The sequence below is a fragment of the Mucilaginibacter sp. GW821-FHT07G05 genome (genome assembly GCF_059418565.1).
Map to the genome: position 1 here is coordinate 690,407 of NZ_JBWKQC010000002.1, position 17,228 is coordinate 707,634.

A 17,228-nucleotide genomic window follows, 5' to 3' on the forward strand; every position below is an offset into this window, starting at 1 on the left:
TATAAACAGTATTTATCATATTTGGAAATTGATTTGCCTCTATTTTTCTGTCAGTGAAACTTTTTAGAAGTCGAAATATGCTTGACAAACGGTTCGAATCCCGGAGGGATTCGAACATTGTTCGATTATAGCTTTTTTAGGCCGTTTTTGACGTGCTTTTTAAAACACTGCCACTAAACTGCCACAAGGCAATTTTCCCGTATTTTTAAAGGCTTCCTGCAAGGAAGCTAAATTGATTAAGAACGAAATATAGCCGATTGATTATCAATACAAATATAAGCATTTAATATGTCCATGGTAAATTATTATTTCCAAATCTTGAACTTCATATAGATAAATTTATTAGGCAAGATAATTCTACACTTACTTTTATGGTTTATCCTTTTAACCAAATTGCGTGCGTATAATATGCATTTCAATTTAAAATCAAAATTGTACTTAAAATAAATGGATGTGCCTATATATCAAGGTACCATTCTTCAGGAATTAATTTATTTCCCTCGCGCCAAACCTCAACTTCATAAACACCATCTATATCACCATAAATTGTATCGTCAGCGTGGTCTAATATAATACTTTGCCATAAGCCGTTATTGCTTTTAATCGAATTTGCAATAGTGGCAAACATTCCTTTCACAGCTTCTACATCTTCGTCAAGAAATTGCTGATTTTCTGCGGGGGCCTCATTTCTCTTCAGTTTGGGAAAATATACTTGACTTGGCTGGTCAAAGATGACAAAACTGGGTACTGCGCACGATTTTTGGCTTAAAAAATATTCTTGCAATGAACACATTAATGCAATATGAAAAGAAACCCAGTTTGAGGCGCTACCTACCTGACTTAGATAATGCCAGTGATTGTCGTTGCTCAACACTGATATATTTAAATCTTTGGTGTCAAAACGAGGGGCTACTTCCCGGTATTTATTTTCGACATCCAACGTTTTTAAATGGTTGAGCATTCCTTGGGAAATACGTGTAGTTGCCACGTCCATCTTGGCAGCTAAATTTTTTTGATTGACAATGCCCAGAAGATATTGATATTCTTTTTCTAATAATGCAATCTCAGTTTGTAATTCGCCACCATCAACTAATTTTTCAAAAGTTTCCATCGAGGCGCGCATGTGCCCTAAGAATAGATACATGTTTTTTCTTCGCTGGAATTCTTCTCTTGCCTCACTGTTCGTTTGCATAATAATGTCAAACCGTCGCTGGAAATCTTTCTTTTTTTCGAACAGTGCTTCCAACTCTGCATTTAAACGTTGTTCCTCTCTGGAAAAAGATGTAGGAATATTGGCGAGGGTTTTTGATTCTTGTTCAACAACAGCAAAAATGCTCGATATCTTGCGCAACTCTTCCGCGCTATTTGGATGTTCTCCGTTTCCACAAGCAGGGCATGCAACACTTTCCGCCGAAACATCTTCAAGCCACTTCGCAATTTGTAAACGATCTACCCGCTTTCTTGTGGAACTCTGATAATCTGTTAGACCAGAACTCAATTTTTTTATATCTGCCAGCCTTTTTTTTATTGCACCTATTGCTGTACTAATATCATTTTCTTCAGATTCCAGATTCGCTATATCTTTGTTCGCTGTTTCAATATCCTTAAAATCGGTCTGAGAGTATTCAGGTATAAAGTGAAGGATATTTTTTGCAAGCGCCAAAAGCGTCTCCGGATCCGTAGTATCTATCACTTCATCTTTTAACAGTCCATATTCTTTAGCAACGCGTAAATGGCCCTCCATGTTGGCTTTCCAGGCGGTTGAGATCGATCTCGTTTTATCGTATTCCCTACGTAACTGATTTAATCTTTTCTCAATTTCCTGTATCCTTTGTCTGGCTTTTAAAGTCTCAAGATTTTCAACGCCAAGGATATAAGGAAACCAGTTACGCAGTTTCTCCCTGTGTTCGTGAGCGTGTGTTTTATAAAATAGTATATTTTGATTGGCTACTATTTCCTGCGATTGAAATATCAAAGCCATCAGGTCGCGAAAACTCAAGCGTGAATTGTATGCTTTTTTTTCCTCTTGGCCATCAAGGTTGAAATAAGGAACCCCTGAAATTGTGTTAAGATAATTTTTGATTCCATCGGTAGTTTCATTTCTTTCCCTGATTTCAGGGGGTATAGAAACTGTTTCGGCCCGAGATAAGTAAAAGTCGTTACTTACCTGATTGCCTACCGGAACTTTTCGCGCCAGCAAGACCTGTTCTTGAGCGGTCTCTAAAACAATGCCATACCATGAGGAGAAGTCACGAATCGTATCAATTGGTATAGTACAATCACCTGATGCCAAGCAATAATCGATTATAGGGATAATTGCCGACTTACCAGTTCGTGAAGCGCCGGTTATTACGTTGAGCATCCCTAGTTTAAATTCTACCGTTCTCGGTGGAAATTGATTGTTTTTAGGCCAAATGATTAACTTTAATAGTTGTAGTTTCATCAGAATACGATAGATAAATATTTTGCGATTGTAGGTGTATCATGTTTTCCAAACCAATTTCCTAATATCTCAGCTCTATTTCCGGCTTGTTCGTGTACAGCTTTTAATGCATTTCCACGAGAAGGTTTTTTTAGTTCACTTTTAGCGTAAATTTTAGCTGTTTCCATATCCCAAAAAAGAAGCCCTTTCGACACAGCAATATCAATAGCTTTCATTGTATAAGAAAGCCGCTCCTTTGTTCTTTCATGTATTGTAAGTAGAATATCGGCGCTTTTGGAATCCTCAAAGCTTCTTACATAAGATTGAAGATCCGCACGTTTATTAGAAATAGGAGCCGATAACTTTTGGCTCGTTAAAATAGCGGTGGCTACAAAATGCAGTAAGCCAATTGGTGCATCTCCGTTTGGGTGAGTAGCCATATAGCCGTTCGTAAAACGCCATAATAAATAAGCACCGATAATCGGTGTGTTCCATATTTTTACTTCTTCTAATACTTCTCCCATAAGTTAAAGCGTATTCCAGCGAGGATGCCAACCCAATGACTTTCCCTCTACTAATGCATGGTACGTACCCGATACTGTTCCAGCTGGCGGGGTCATATCTCGTATCACTTCCTGTCGAACTTTACAATCATAAAACAGTAGTTTACCTCGGTCTTGTTCTTCTAATGTTTTTTCTGTTAAATTAATTGCTTTTTGCCTTGTTTTCCAAAACTTAGTTAATCGTTCTTCGAAGTCAATCGCAATTTCTTCATTAATAATTTCGTTTTCAACCCATAAATCGCGATTCACTTTTGCTCTAAGAAAGTCAGTAACAGCCTCTATTACATCATCTTCGTCAATATCTATGTGATTTAACTGCTGTAAATAATGGGGCTGGATCTTAACTTGATCTTGTATAACTTCTATTGTCGGAGGATTTTGTAAGGCAAAATCTACTAATTCGAGTTTTCGGGCTCTATCAAAGTAAACAAGGAATTGCTTTTGGTATTCTTCCCAAGGGATAAATGCTGGGGCTTTGAGTGCAATTTTTAACATTATTTGCTCTTGCAGCCACCCGTTTAAAAGGTTGGAAACAAATTTATGTTGATTTTTTCCTATTAGAAGACGTTCTAGTTCTTGATTTATTTGCGTTAATCCCAGGCCGTCGTTTATTTCCAGTTCAAATTTTGTCAATAATTCCGCCAAAACATTTTGGTCATATTTCATGACATAATCATAATATCGCCATATTTCATGTTCGTTATTAATGTCCGCAAGTTCCTTTTTACCGTCCTCTAAAGCTTTTTTGGCTTCTTTAATTGTAGTAACTTCATGGAATGTATTGACAATTGACTCCCTACCGCTTTTATTTGTATAAAGCAGAAATTTTGTTTTATTTAAATCAATCGTTCCACTATCGATAGCTTGAAGCCAATTATAAAAAGTTTTCCAGAAATCAGTTGAACGATTCGTAAGGGGATTGGAAACAGTTGAAATCTTATCCTCTTCAGCAATAATTGACGCATCTGCTTTATGAGTTACCACGTCCCCAAGAACTTCAATACTTATTGCATCCCCGGGACCGGCTTGTAAAAGATGCAATAGTGCCCGGGGAAATTGGACTGTATAACCAAGTAGTTGAGCAGGAGCATTTGTTGACATTACGAAAAGGTTTATAAATTGAGCAATGTAATATTAGTAAAAATATTTCACTCTATAACGTCAACATATAAAGATACTTATGTAATTAGTAGCTGCAATCATATAACCCGTTTGACCAAGTTGTAATGAAATTGCGGTGTGATTTTTATTTACTAGGCTATTTTGAATTTTTAACCAACCTTAAAAATGTCGTACCATCCCTGACGCAGCAAGCCGATTGCACTGCGGCAGACGTTTTCAGCTCATCTTTATTATTGAAATTCTGCTGAAGGTTTGCTACGAATTACGCTCCGACCGTCGTTAGCTATTAACTCGGTTTATTAAAGCGGAACGATGTAGGTTCTTTAAAGCCGACATTCCTAAGTACAAATTGAAGTCCCTCGTCAGATAGTTTTCCAACTCTCTCGAATGGTCTCCAATCATTCTTTTTGTGATATAATTCAGATGATATATAGCTTTTTTCATAATAAACTTTCCATTGGACGCCGTGTTCATCGTATTTAGTAAAGTGATTCTCTTCAAGTGCAATATTGCCAAATTTTGATGAATGAGTTAACATAGCTCCTAAGAATAACTCGGGCGAATCACTTGCGGATAAGAAAATGATGTAATGGGAGGAGATATTTCTAATGTTGCGATTATTCTCCCCGTATAGTATGTCGCCCGGTTGCGCTTCTTTTGTAGGATTTTCCATAAGTGGAGCTTAAGTTTGAAACTATTGAATTTCCCCTAATAAGTATTTGTTTTGGAACAGCTTAGTTTTCTCCAGACGTTGGAAATCAGAGGGCAGATATTCTCTACGAATTAACATCTCAGAAATGATACTAACTCCAAAAACATTGCCCATTCCCTGTGCCCTTTCACTGATGTAACTTATGAGCAACCTTCCCCGTTCGGTTAATGGCGCATAAAAACTCGGCACTAATTGCCGTTGCTGCCAATCGATTAGATAATCGTCATAATCTATCTTTACTAAATTTTGAGCTAAAAGGTATTTTGCGTAATCATGCAAAAATTCGTATTCATCAAATCCCAGGGAAATACCAAAATCAGAATTGTTGTTGTAATCAGCAATGTCACATGCTAATGACATTGAGAAGAAAGAATGACGGCAAATATTTGTTAATCCTTGCACGAATAAATCAAAAAAGGATATCGCAAAAGTGGGATTCTTAGATCGATTCTTGATCATATCATCAAGTAAATCCTTATTATTTAAAAATTTGCTACCATACATAGTAGAATCTCCGAAAATGGTATTTCTGCCTGATCTTTCGTAGATATTAACTTTGGGAATCTTAATTGCACTCTTGTAGTGATTTTTAGATATCTCATCACTAACATTTACAAAATAGGTGCACTGGTCTTTAGGGCTGTAAATAAATAAGATAACTGATAAAGGGTATGTGGACCAATAAACTATATGTTTCTCCTTAACGTAAAAAACATAATGATCGGAATGATCGTGCAAATATGAATCGCCGTATTTAATTTGGACAGCTATCATCTGACCTGTTACCTCACCAGTGTCATTCACAAACTCTACCTGCCCATCAATTCCTACATCAGTATGCGGCGTTTCTCTAAATACATGTCCCTGCTCATTGATCAAGGATGCAATTTTGAGAACACCTCGGCGTTCCGCGACAAAATTATTGGGTACTTTGGGCAACATGCTCATAATTCGCCTATAAAAGTTTCGTCTCAAGTAAATATTTCAAGAATAGCGAGCTTGTTTTGCCTGCAAAGGTTTTCGCGCCATCCGTCTTATCTTTCATATTATCCATAACAGATTTAAAAATAAGGAACTTAGTATTTCCCTCATTTGCAAATTGACATGCACGGGCGATTCCGTAGCTTTCCATTTCGAGAGCTATGACCTTCCTATCTACTGGTTTGACATTTTTTTCAAAATATCCATCTCTATTGATAACCATAGTGCTACAAGCAAGGGGCTCAAAATGTATATCTAACACTTTTCCTCCCGTTAAAGCTTTGATTTCTTTGTTTATTTTTTCTTTAATACCTTCAATTAAGGGCCGTAACCTATCAATCAAAACGGTATCAGTATCACAAATAGAACTGTGCTCAATTTCAAAATTTTCATAACTTAAAATGACTCGCTTTCCCGTTTCATCTCTTAGATTATCCAAATCAATTTTTTCGCCTTTGTCGTTGAATATTTGCATTAATTCATCTTTTTCGTTTTTAACATCAGAGATCTTTCCTTTTTGAAACATGAATACCTTACTTGCAACAACTATATCACCAATGTTAGTCTTTACATCACCTCCACATACTCCAGGCATTAGAATGTATTTTGGTTTAAAAATTTCAGCCATCTGGCTGGCTATGACAGCTGCATCAATAGGACCAGTAGCCGTCTGAAAAGCTGCAACTACTTTTTTCGCAGGATCTGATTTTGGATGCCCCAATTTGTAAATTTTTCTTCCCGTATTGTGTTCATCGGTCCATTCAAAAAGCTCTTCAATTTGATCAAATTCATCTTGATATAAAGCCGTTATAATTCCAATATCATAAGAGTTATTAATGCTATCCATGTGTCTAATAGATTCTTCAGTTATTGTAATTTGCTTTTTTTTGTCGGTCTTGGTATCGCCGAGTTCCACGTTATTTCTCAAAGTAGAGTATAATGTGACTGTTCTGCTTACCCTTTCTGTTTCGAACAGATTTTTCATAACATCTCCACCATCACCAGAAGACACAAGATGGGCGGTAATACCATAATCACGTTCGATTTTTGTATTTAACAAGTTATAATATCCTCTCAATGCTTCACCTTTATCACTTTTTGCGTGGAAAAGATGACAAGCGAATATAAATTCTTGCTCGAATTCAAGTTCATTATATGCTTTATCGAATTCTTCACGATTTGTCACCAGCTTAATTTCCTGCCATAAAGTTTTCCCAATCCTTAGTTGTGTATTGTCTGAATAAAAATTTTCTTTTTCATCCATTACGATTAAGACCACGCGTTCACTATTCATTACTAAATTGTTTTAAATGTTAGGGTTTGTTTAAAAATGTTACCTTCTTTTTGATGTTGATATTGCACATTCTGGGTAGGCATATTATTTAATCGTTCAAGTCTTGCAATACCATTGCCGCCACCCTCCTGAGAGTTTGCAAGGGCATATGCCTGAAAATTGATTGTTAAAAAATTTACAGAAGCTACGGACCAGTTTATCTCTACCGGATTATTTATATCACTATGTCGGAAATTCTGTAATAATTCTTTAAAAATGAGCTCTATATAATATGATGGAAAGTCTAGTGAATAAGAAGCGTGATGCGTTTGATCATTAACTGCAGGATGTTTTACAGTGTATCCCTTAGCTTTTAATTTGTCAATGAATTCTCCAATTTTATCGATGATAATCGGTTTATGGTCGTCAATGAAAATTTTGAAATACTCCGTTCCACTTGTGATAAACATTTCAAAAATCTGCTTAGAAATCTCACGAATTCTATCAAATTTTGATGAAGTATTTAATGTTGATAACAGTTCGTTTATTTCCCCAAAAAGTGCACGTAATGATGTGTCTTTAGCTTCTAATTTGTGGTATAAAGCTTCATCACAACACATAAAAAATTCTGGAAAAGATTTGGAAAATGAAAGAAGGTCAGCAATAAAAGGGGAAATATTGTCCCAGGTAGTGAGAATGACAGCTTCTGTGTCTGGTCGAAAGTCCTTTTTTAGTTCTGCTATTTGAGTATCAAATATATCCCTTTGAAGATTTAGAGAATCCTTGTGGTTCTCATCATCAATTAATTTATTATAGTTATGCTTTATTTTTGTAAATAAATCCTGAAAATTGCGACTTGAAGCTAAACTCATGGCAAATGTTCGGAAGCGCTTTAAGGATTTTAGGTGCCTTGGTTCCAACTCTTTTCGATCTATAAGTAGATTAATTAAATTAACCAAATTTTCATTTTTTAAATCATATGATTTATCTACCCTGCCTACTGGGTAGTATCGTAACAGTTTAAATAGAAGATAACTTAGGTCATTATCAGATTTACAGAAATCTACTATAAGCATCTTTAGTTTTTCATAATTGAAAAGATCGATTAAGTCTTGTCCTTGATAAACGATAAAAAGAAAATGAATTAGATTTTTATTGCTCCACTGGTGAAATAGTTTTTCTTTTTCCAAACGTGGCGCTTTGGCTCTTGTAGGATTTCCAAATAATATAGTCTGAACAAACTCTTGTAGTTTTTCTGTTAAGTCGGGAAGAACCTTTGTGATCCTATTGAAAATATATGGTTCATGCAGAAATACGGCACAAACAAGCTCTATTTTTTGGTAGCGACCATCAAAATCAATAGTATTTTCATAGGTACTTATTATATCGTCAAAAAATTTAAAATAATCAGAATACAGGTGATAGGACATGATTTTTCCTATCTCATCTTTTTTTAATATTAGGTCTTTTATAATGGTTGTTCCATCTTTTTTCTTTAATAGAAACCTGTTACTACTACCGTTTATATCCTTAACAGCTAATTCCTCGCGCACACTATTTGCGATTGCCTTTATCGCATTTGGGACGTTTGGATATGATAAAAGGCTGTCAAGCCAATTCCTTTCAAAAATTACAGGACTTTCTTCAACATAGTACGTTGGAATATGCCAATGACTGCCAAAGAAAATTTTGAGATTTATTTCTTTATTGTTATCTGGATTTGCAAGTAATTTAATGCCACTAAAGAAGTCTTTTTTGTGATCCGAGACACGTCCTATGATCGACAGAACAATGATGTCGGTTACTGGCAACGAGGAAACCTCATTAATCATTTGGATTAATGATTCACCGGAACATGAGCCATCATCCAGGATAAGAACTGTGCTGTAGGTTTTCGAATGCAAGAAGCTCGGGAGTAAAGGGAATCTCCATCCATCATTTGTGCCATACCTGTCTAATTGATACACCTCTATTTTATGATTTTTGAAAATCTTAGTCTTTAAGAAATTAAAATTCAGTTCACTTACCCCTGAGTTCTTTGGGTAAAAAATTGTTCCGACATTACTTAGGATATCGTCAGAAAGTTTCTCAAATATTTTTGTAAGTAATACCTCATTAACCGTTGGTTCACTGAGAACGCCGGCCATATCAAAAAAATAGGGATGTATCAAGCTGTTGAACCTAAAATACCCGGCTTTTAAGAATTTTTCAGGCATTAAAGTTATAAATTCATCAGGGCCTAATAAAGTTGTGCTTTCATTCCCTAGGCGCAGATTACGTGATTCTACCATTACAGGACTAAATGTGAAAGGATCAATCCTTATTACTTTAGTTTTGGAATCAATCAGGCGATCCCTTATCAATGCTCTCCTGAATTTTTTTATGGGATAATTTTTTAAGCAAATAAGATTTTCATCTATATCTTGGTAATTTTTCTTTGAGCCTTCAAATGTCTCATCTATTGCATTAACTAGGACTGCGGTGCAACATAATTGCCCATTCATTTTTTCAACAGCAGTTTTTATAGAAAAATTAAGATACCCGGTAGATGTGACGTCGCATAATAATACCACATTTTTGGGTATATCAAATTTATTCGTATCGCTACCTTCTATCAGTTTCTCATAACTTTCAAAAAACAGTACTTGATCGCTATTTAAAAGCTCTTGCTTAATAAGGGATTGTCCAATCTTAGCACTATTAGGTGTTATGCATAGATAAATTACGTCTTGTATTTGCCCCTTTTTTTCTAGTATTTTGTCAAACAAGGATCTGGATAAGTAATGGCAGTTTTTTTCGTCGCTTAAAATATCATACATCTGCAAATACTCTTCCTGATAATAGTTGCCATTGCACAAAAATATCTGATTTTCAGCTTTTAAAATACTTGTTTCTAATATGGCATCAATATTTTGGGAGAGAGCAGTGCCTTCCACCTCTATGAAAATTTCAAGCAAATACTCTCTATTTAAAAGGGAAGTCAGATTTCCATAAGCGTCATAATAATTGACATTACCGACGACACTATCGGAATCTTTAAAATCACTCCTCCTTAATGAATGACTTTCAAGAATAGTGTCATTTAGAAGTATTATATCTTCATTATTATAGACTCCCAGCCAAAAAACATTTAAGTCGTTATTGTTTTCCCGGCTAATAAAAGGTAGGGGGTGAATAGTATAATCCTTCTTTACTTTGGGTAATAGGGTAATCTCGTGTTGTAATTGCTTTAAAAAATCCGCCGGTGGGGGATTAATTATAATTACACCATTCTTTTGATTTATACTATAATCACTTAAAAGAAAATAGATTATTTTTTTTGAAATTCGTTCATCCAGATCATAATCTTTGAAGTCTATATATATGGTTGTTGGATCATTACTTCCTTCAGATACCTGATTTATCAGTTCTTCAAATACTCTTGAATAAAGATCATTTTTATCTGTTCCTGATTCTATTAATTTATTAGTAATATCGTAGATACTAACAACCTTTTTTTGTCTCCTACTTATCTGTGCAGTTTCTAAAGGGATTATTGGCTTTATAACCGTTGTTGGTATTTTATTTACTATATCACGTTCAGGTAAGTAGATACTTATTAATGTCCCAGGAAAGAAAAAATCACCGTCTGTAAATTTTTGGGGGAAGAATTCAGTTGTATTATCTGAAAAATCATAGAAAATCTTACCATAATTGCTACGCGCAACCAGTAAACCTTTGAATCTTTGAACTATAGAAAGAAGGTCAAATAACCCTCGCGGGATAATTGCACGCTTTGCATATCGTTCAGAGAGTGGGTCTTTTGAACTGTCAAACTGAAAAGCATATTCTAATATCTCAGAATCTATGGCCTCATCAGATTTAGAGAAATATTTATCTTTTTTTTCTTGAAATTGGGACTTTAAAGTTGCTGGAATTCCTACCCCAAAATCAAGAAAAGTGAGTTGCAAAACAGAATTGTTTTTAAATTTTCTTGACACTTTATCATAAAAGAAGTTCTTAAAATATGGTAGAGACTCCTCTTTGAAATTATTTGCTAAAATATCTTGATTGTCTTTTCGCAGTTTTAAATTTAAGCCAATACAAATAAATGCCTCTTTATTTTCGCTTTGAAATATACTGGGCTTATAATGATCAAGAAAGTTTTCATACAACTCCTTTGTAACTATGGAACTCAGCGTATTATTTTCAAAGGGCATATAGCAATTGTACTGCTGTAGTATATCACTTGTCGCCTCATTAAGCCGGTAAACCTCAGACAACATATCTGAAATCTTTTTGTCCTCGTATCCAGTTATATAATCAAGTGATATAAATGGTGTAACGCCATATCTGCTATAAATTTCATTTTGGGAGGAAGTTATATCAAATTGTCTTTTTAAATTATTTATAGTGTTGCCGTCTATATCAAAGTAGTCCTTGAAATTCCCCTCCGGAGCAATTTGGAAAATCTTCCAAGTTTCCCAAATCTGAATTATATTCTTCGCTCGTCTTATATCCAAGCTATGTCCAGTATCACGTGCTATAAATGTTACTTGAAATTTTATCCCATCATTAATTAAGCATTTAAGCAGTGCAGTAAAAACAAGGAGTTCTTGATTTGACATCCATTCTGTTGATGATAAATCAAAAATGTACTTAATTGTATCCCCATGTTTTATAAATGCTTTATAAAACTCATCGATAAAGGCACCAATATGTTTTTCGGAGAATTTTTTGCTTAACGTGAATGTATAATTCTTCATACATTAAAAGTCATGATGGGTTTGGGTAAATTATTATGCTAACTTATAAATTTATCTGATTGAAAACTAAATCTTGCGAGGGAAATGCAAACAGCAACTATTTGCAGATTGTCTTAGCTGGAAATAGCAGTAAAAAAACCGCTGATTTTCCTCCGAAAATCAGCGGTTGAACAATCAAACCACCTTTTATAAACAGTAAACTGCAGAAATAAAACGCCGCGCAATCCCCTGACGAAGGAAGCCGATTGCGCGGCGGCGCGCATCAGTCCACCTTAATCGGGGTGCTGCTGAAATTTTTCAGGTTCAAGAAAAAGCCCCTTGTATCGGTCATACCTTCACGGAACAGTTTCCATAGCAGTGATGCCGCCATGTTCGCAAGCGTTGAGTTAATATACAAATCCTGCTTTTCCAATGCCTCGGCAAGGGAACAGCTGGGCTCATTACTGTCATCCTGCGCTTCCAACTGCGCTTTAAATTCTTTGGTTACAAAAGGTAATTCTGCTACGGGCTCATACCGTTCAGAATTGGGTTGTGTGATATAACTGATAGTAGCCAATATGGCCTGTCCCGTATTTTTGGAGTTGCCCAAATCCAGCCAATATAACGGCTTGTCCCGCTGCGCCCTACCATCGGCGGCAATGGCTTCAAGTCCGTCTGCAATATCAAACCTTGCGGCTGCGGTGTCCACACAGGTGATGTAAATATTTGCCCTGCCACGTTCGGACAGTTGGTGCTTATTCGTACTTGTAAATGGTTTGGTAACCGCTTTCCAGTCCGTACCGAAAAAGCGGTTGATGCGGTTAATGAGCGCAACAGATTTGTACATACCGACTTCGCAATCGGCAAAAAGCTGCCTGCCCTGGTTGGCGGTGGTAACAATATCATCATCATATAGGTTAAGTTGCAGGCCTGCATGGCCTAAAGCGATAAGGCTGTGGTTCATCCGTGCCAATGCGGTCAGCATCTGGCTGCCTGTACCTCCCGCACCGATAAGGTTGACCGTAACGGGGTTGGTCGGGTTAATCAGGTAGTTGTCTGCAAAGTGCATGGCTGTTTTCATTTCAGTAGGTTTTTAAGGGTGTAACGAGTTGGAATTAGCGATTTTACCGGGAATTGCTTTTTAGTATTTACAAGGCTTTGCCATAACTGGATGATATTGCCTTTTACGGGGCTGTTGCCAATGGTATGGCTGAAATAGCTATCAAAAAAATACCGCTGCCACCTTTGCATAAATTCTTCCAACAGGCAGTCGGCAGGGATTTGGATTTTAACCGTCCCCATACAAACCTTGCCATCGTTGTAGAGGTTGAAAAAAGGCGCATGGTACAAGGCGGTGTCTTCACGGATTTCTGCATCGCTGCCCAATGCATAAACCCATAAGGCATCCTTTGAAGCCCGCCACAAAAGCGATGGTATGGAAGCTATGCCGCATGGAATAGCAAGGTTGCCTGTAAAGAACAATCCCACCCTTTGCGGCGGCGTATGCCATACCGCATAGCCTTGTTGCGAGGGGTTAATGTACAGCACATTTTTAGGCAGTAAGCCCGACGGCTTTAAAAAATTCCGCTGTAATTCTTCCGAGGTGTCGAGCGCTTTGGCAAGGGCAGTGCTTTCCCTTACGCTAAGCGGGTGGGCATTGATGGGGAAACCGCTCTCATCCATATCGTAGCTTTCCACGTAAATGTGCTTTTCGGTGCTGCTGGCCTCGTAAACCACCAGTGTTTTTACGGGGCGGTAAAGCGTGCCGAAAGTTTGTGTTATATCGTTCATGGCGTATTATTTAAAAGGAAACATATATGCTCCAAAAGGGCAAACAGCCTGTATTCAAATTCAAGGGTTTTGCCATCGGGGGCGAAATGGGCATCGTAGTGTCGGGTTAGTGTCGGCAGTTCCATCCTGCCGCACTCGTTAAATTCATCATTTATCATCTGCTGTACCTGGCTGTATACTTCGCCCTCGGTCTCGGCGACAAAGGATATATATTGTTCCGCCCTGATCATGTCATCATCGTATTCATCATCCCGGAGGGTTGTTTCCGTATAGCGGAACACCGATTCATTGCGGTAGCCGTTGAGCAAGGCAAGGGCTTCCTTCGCCGTTTTCAGGCATTCAAATTCGTATTCGCTTAGGGGCTTGTAGTGGTCAATACGCTGCTGAAACTCATCTAAATGATGCGCGCAGAACAATTCACTATGGATTTTATCCCCGTACTTTTCGGCGGCATCGAGTTCTTCGGTGTTAGCATATTCATTTTCTTCGTCTATGTATTCTTCATTACAATCCTTTAGAAACTCGTATTGGTAATACAGGGGTGTACCCTCGTCACGGTAGTACGGGACGCCTGCGCTTTTGTAGAGGTAGGTGCAAACCGATAAGAGCAGTTCCGCCGTGCTTTGCCGCTGCGTGTCCTGAAGCATCCTGTAAAGCGGCAGTACAGGGATGTAGAACAAGGTCGTGCCGGGGTTAAAGGTTTCCATAGTGGACAGGCACAGCTGCCCGTTATCGCATTTTTGCAGGGACAGGGTAATATCCCTGCCTGTTTCCTGCAATTGCGCCTTTGTACTTTCCACCGCCAATAATACATTGTAGGGATAGGGCTTGCCTGTAACATCCACTGGTTGGAGGCTGTACTGCCTTTGCAGCTTTTCAAGGGAAGTGAAAAAATCCTGTTCCGCCCCGTTCGCCATCGGTACTGCCGCTTGCTTATAGCGTGGCAGAAAGCTATGTCTTAGAAAACCATCGGCAGCAGCCCGAGGGGTGCGGACTGCACCTTGTTGGTTTTCACTTCGTTTGCATCGCGCAGCCTGCTGAGGTTGCTTGCGAATGCGCCTAATTGTTGGTGCAGTTGCCATTGCCGTTTGGTTTTAATTGTTCCTATTGTAGCTGCATTGCTTTGCGTTTCCATATCCTTATCCTTTTGTGCCGATTTGGGCGGTAAACTCATACTGTACGGCATCGTCCTTAATGACAGGCCCACTTATGGTGGCGGTGGTCAGTATCGGGTAAGTCTGTGCGTAAAAGTTCAGCACCGCCTCGGGGCTGAAACTTGGCGAGGGGTCGGCAAGCTGTATATCCTGCCCTTTGTCTTTAAAGGTAAATACCCTTTCTAATTGCGTGGCTATTAACATGGCTACTGAGTTTTAGTGTCGTTAAATAAATCGGGTGCGAATTGTGCCGATAGGGAAGCCTTTCGGTTACGGAGTGTTTCCGCTTCTTCGGGATAATCCTGCGGGTTGGGCACTTTCATCCATGCCTCTTTAAACTTGCCTTCGGCTTCGAGCTCGTCCACCTTTTTCATGGCTTCCTCGTATTTCTTCTCTTTGTCGGTCTTTTGCTTAGCGGCTTTCTCGGTGCTGTCTTTTTCCATTTTGGAGGCAAGCTTTGCTTTTTCCTGCCCTTTCAGGTAGGCCTCCATATTGGTAAGTAGGGCGGCGGTCTGCTGTACGGGTCGGGTAATAGCTTCAAAAAAGCCTGCATCCAGTTCGGCCACCGTTCCCCTTAAAATAAGGGGCGGCACTTTTTTTCGGGCATCATCGCCTATCTTGTCGTTGTAGAACAGCACCGATACAATCCATAAATCGGCACTTTCATTGGTGATATTGATTGTCCACCCGCCTTGAACCTGTAGGGCGGCGATGGACTGAAAAAAGTTCGTTTCCATAATCTTGTTTTTGTTAGTGTCCTGTAAGAAATAAAAGGATAGCAGCTACTATCAGTAGTGCTGCCACTACCATAAGCAGCTTTTCAAATACGGTTGCAAAAAGGGCTTTGCTATAGCTTGTGTAGTGCTGCATGCCGCCCCAACCACGGCGGTAGAACCTGCGCCTGTTTACCCACAGGCGTATGAGTAATGCGATACCCAAAAGGGTAAGGCTTTTAGGGTGCGCTGTTATAAATGCGGTTATCGTTTCCATGATGAGAGGATTAAGGGTTAAAAGAATACTTCGACTGCAAGGAAGAATTTACGGTTGTCCCGTTGGCGTGTCTTGGCATATTGTGTCAGGCAATGCACGGAAAATATCGCCTGATACCCATCGAACAACTGGCCGGTAAAGAGGCGTTTGCCCGTGTGTAGCTTTTTGCCGTACTGTTTGATGGCCTGCTCAGCCTGCCCTGCAAGCCGTAACCAAAAGTCAAACCCGAACAGCCCATCCTGCCAGGCGGCTCTGTGTTCTGCTTCATTTTCCCTGATCGTGGCGGCCATGCCCTGCATGGTGTCCAAAAAGGTGGGTATCTCGTCAGGGAAAAGCCCGAAAAGCAGTGCCGCCTTTTCCACGTTGTTTAATTGCTTTAAAGATTTCATGGCGTATAATGATTATGGGGCAGGCAGGAAGCCTGCCCCTGTTAGCTTGCAAAAGTTTGATTAGTTCAGTAATAGGATTTCGCTGCCTTCTTTAGCAAAGCTGCTGCACAGCTCAAAGGCTTTTTGTGCCTTGCCCTGCGCCGTACCACCCATGACGATGGATTGCAGTTTGGCTTCATCATCCTTGTAATTACGCACGTTTTGGTAGTACCCTGTCACGGCATTGTACGCCCCGAACAGCGTACCCCGTGTGGTGTCCATTTGTTGGGTATCGCTTATCATGGCGTAGGCAAAGGCATCCTCCACACTGTTCTTAAATACGGTGGATAGTTCATCCTCAGCCCCTTTTTTAAGGAGGTCGTACGTTTCTTTGTTTGGGCAAAGGGCAAGCTGAATGAGTTTCTTCACTTCGTTATCGGTAACCTTTACGGTTGTCCAGTTATTAAATATGCCCTCCAATTGTTCGCTCATCATGTTAGCAAGCCCCATTACTTTATGGGCATCTTCCAATCGCTGTTTTACCCCTGCGGTGTGCTTAATGCGTACCACGTTGGTCATATTGCGTAGGGAGGCGTTAAGGGTGTTCTGGCAGACAATCCTTATTGGTGTAAAGGCTGCGGTAATACTGCCTGAACCATCGTGCGAGGTGGTCAGGAAAATGTACTTTTCGGTTACATCATCACCCTTGCCCACACGGATATAGCCGGGCAGTTTGGCGGTAATGAATATGCGCTCGCCGTTGCCGAGCGCCCCTGCAGTCTCGTATAATATCCCATCGCCACCATCTACAATCGCATCAAAAAAGGTAAAGGCATCCTTGTTCTGTACAATATGGTAGTCCTTGCCGATTTTATCGCCCAATATGGCTTCGGTGTCCGTGCGCAGGGTGTAAAAACTGTTGTCTGACGTGATGCTGTTGCCGCTCGGCAGGATGTGGGTATTGGGCAGTTTGGCTACAGTGTAGTCAAGCCCTGCATATTTTATGGCCTCGGCGCTTGTCGGGTAATTCGTTACGATTTGCCCTAATCCGTGCCATGCCTTTTGCTGTACGCTAAAGAAGGAGTATTTGCCTGTATGTTCGTTGAAATTCAGATTATGTCCCATGAT

At 39.1% G+C, this 17,228-nt stretch carries 16 protein-coding genes; all 16 read right to left on the bottom strand.

Annotated elements, in window-relative coordinates:
- Window positions 1-457: 457 nt before the first annotated feature.
- The 16 genes from AC07NA_RS07395 to AC07NA_RS07470 all read right to left on the bottom strand — a co-directional run bounded on the left by AC07NA_RS07395 (window position 458) and on the right by AC07NA_RS07470 (window position 17,225).
- Window positions 458-2,443 (bottom strand): DUF3732 domain-containing protein, encoded by a 1,986-nt coding sequence (locus tag AC07NA_RS07395; protein WP_494896955.1) that lies wholly within the window; start codon window positions 2,441-2,443, stop codon window positions 458-460.
- Window positions 2,443-2,946, bottom strand: a complete 504-nt coding sequence (locus AC07NA_RS07400; protein WP_494896957.1) for a three component ABC system middle component — start codon at window positions 2,944-2,946, stop codon at window positions 2,443-2,445. Before AC07NA_RS07400 ends, AC07NA_RS07395 begins: the two co-directional genes overlap by 1 nt.
- 3 nt (window positions 2,947-2,949) lie before the next feature.
- Entirely contained in the window at window positions 2,950-4,086 is a 1,137-nt protein-coding gene (locus AC07NA_RS07405) for an ABC-three component system protein (protein WP_494896959.1), read from the bottom strand.
- Between the two features lie 307 nt (window positions 4,087-4,393).
- Window positions 4,394-4,780 carry a hypothetical protein gene (locus tag AC07NA_RS07410; RefSeq protein ID WP_494896961.1) on the bottom strand — a complete coding sequence of 129 codons (387 nt, stop codon included), beginning with the start codon at window positions 4,778-4,780 and terminating at the stop codon, window positions 4,394-4,396.
- 21 nt (window positions 4,781-4,801) lie between these two features.
- Window positions 4,802-5,767, bottom strand: a complete 966-nt coding sequence (locus tag AC07NA_RS07415) for a DUF4365 domain-containing protein (RefSeq protein WP_494896963.1) — start codon at window positions 5,765-5,767, stop codon at window positions 4,802-4,804.
- Between the two features lie 7 nt (window positions 5,768-5,774).
- Window positions 5,775-7,064 (bottom strand): 5'-methylthioadenosine/S-adenosylhomocysteine nucleosidase family protein, encoded by a 1,290-nt coding sequence (locus AC07NA_RS07420; protein ID WP_494896965.1) that lies wholly within the window; start codon window positions 7,062-7,064, stop codon window positions 5,775-5,777.
- Window positions 7,065-7,096: 32 nt separating this feature from the next.
- Window positions 7,097-11,818, bottom strand: a complete 4,722-nt coding sequence (locus AC07NA_RS07425) for a hypothetical protein (protein WP_494896967.1) — start codon at window positions 11,816-11,818, stop codon at window positions 7,097-7,099.
- A 262-nt stretch (window positions 11,819-12,080) separates the two neighbouring features.
- Window positions 12,081-12,878 (bottom strand): PRTRC system ThiF family protein, encoded by a 798-nt coding sequence (locus AC07NA_RS07430; protein WP_494896969.1) that lies wholly within the window; start codon window positions 12,876-12,878, stop codon window positions 12,081-12,083.
- On the bottom strand, window positions 12,875-13,588 hold the full coding sequence (locus AC07NA_RS07435; protein WP_494896971.1) for a PRTRC system protein B: 714 nt from the start codon (window positions 13,586-13,588) through the stop codon (window positions 12,875-12,877). The genes AC07NA_RS07430 and AC07NA_RS07435 overlap by 4 nt, the downstream gene beginning before the upstream one ends.
- Complete coding sequence (locus AC07NA_RS07440) at window positions 13,585-14,505, bottom strand: hypothetical protein (protein WP_494896973.1); 921 nt, start codon at window positions 14,503-14,505, stop codon at window positions 13,585-13,587. The genes AC07NA_RS07435 and AC07NA_RS07440 overlap by 4 nt, the downstream gene beginning before the upstream one ends.
- Window positions 14,506-14,546: 41 nt before the next feature.
- Window positions 14,547-14,723, bottom strand: coding sequence for a hypothetical protein (locus tag AC07NA_RS07445; RefSeq protein ID WP_494896975.1), 177 nt, complete (start codon window positions 14,721-14,723; stop codon window positions 14,547-14,549).
- 4 nt (window positions 14,724-14,727) lie between these two features.
- A complete protein-coding gene (locus AC07NA_RS07450; protein ID WP_494896977.1) occupies window positions 14,728-14,946 on the bottom strand; it encodes a PRTRC system protein C in 219 nt (72 codons plus the stop codon).
- Window positions 14,947-14,948: 2 nt separating this feature from the next.
- Entirely contained in the window at window positions 14,949-15,479 is a 531-nt protein-coding gene (locus tag AC07NA_RS07455) for a PRTRC system protein E (protein ID WP_494896979.1), read from the bottom strand.
- A 13-nt stretch (window positions 15,480-15,492) separates the two neighbouring features.
- Complete coding sequence (locus AC07NA_RS07460; protein ID WP_494896981.1) at window positions 15,493-15,732, bottom strand: hypothetical protein; 240 nt, start codon at window positions 15,730-15,732, stop codon at window positions 15,493-15,495.
- Window positions 15,733-15,749: 17 nt separating this feature from the next.
- The gene (locus AC07NA_RS07465) at window positions 15,750-16,121 is read right to left on the bottom strand and encodes a hypothetical protein (protein WP_494896983.1); all 372 of its coding nucleotides are present in this window, start codon (window positions 16,119-16,121) and stop codon (window positions 15,750-15,752) included.
- A 60-nt stretch (window positions 16,122-16,181) separates the two neighbouring features.
- Window positions 16,182-17,225 carry a DUF932 domain-containing protein gene (locus AC07NA_RS07470; RefSeq protein WP_494896984.1) on the bottom strand — a complete coding sequence of 348 codons (1,044 nt, stop codon included), beginning with the start codon at window positions 17,223-17,225 and terminating at the stop codon, window positions 16,182-16,184.
- Window positions 17,226-17,228 lie beyond the last annotated feature (3 nt).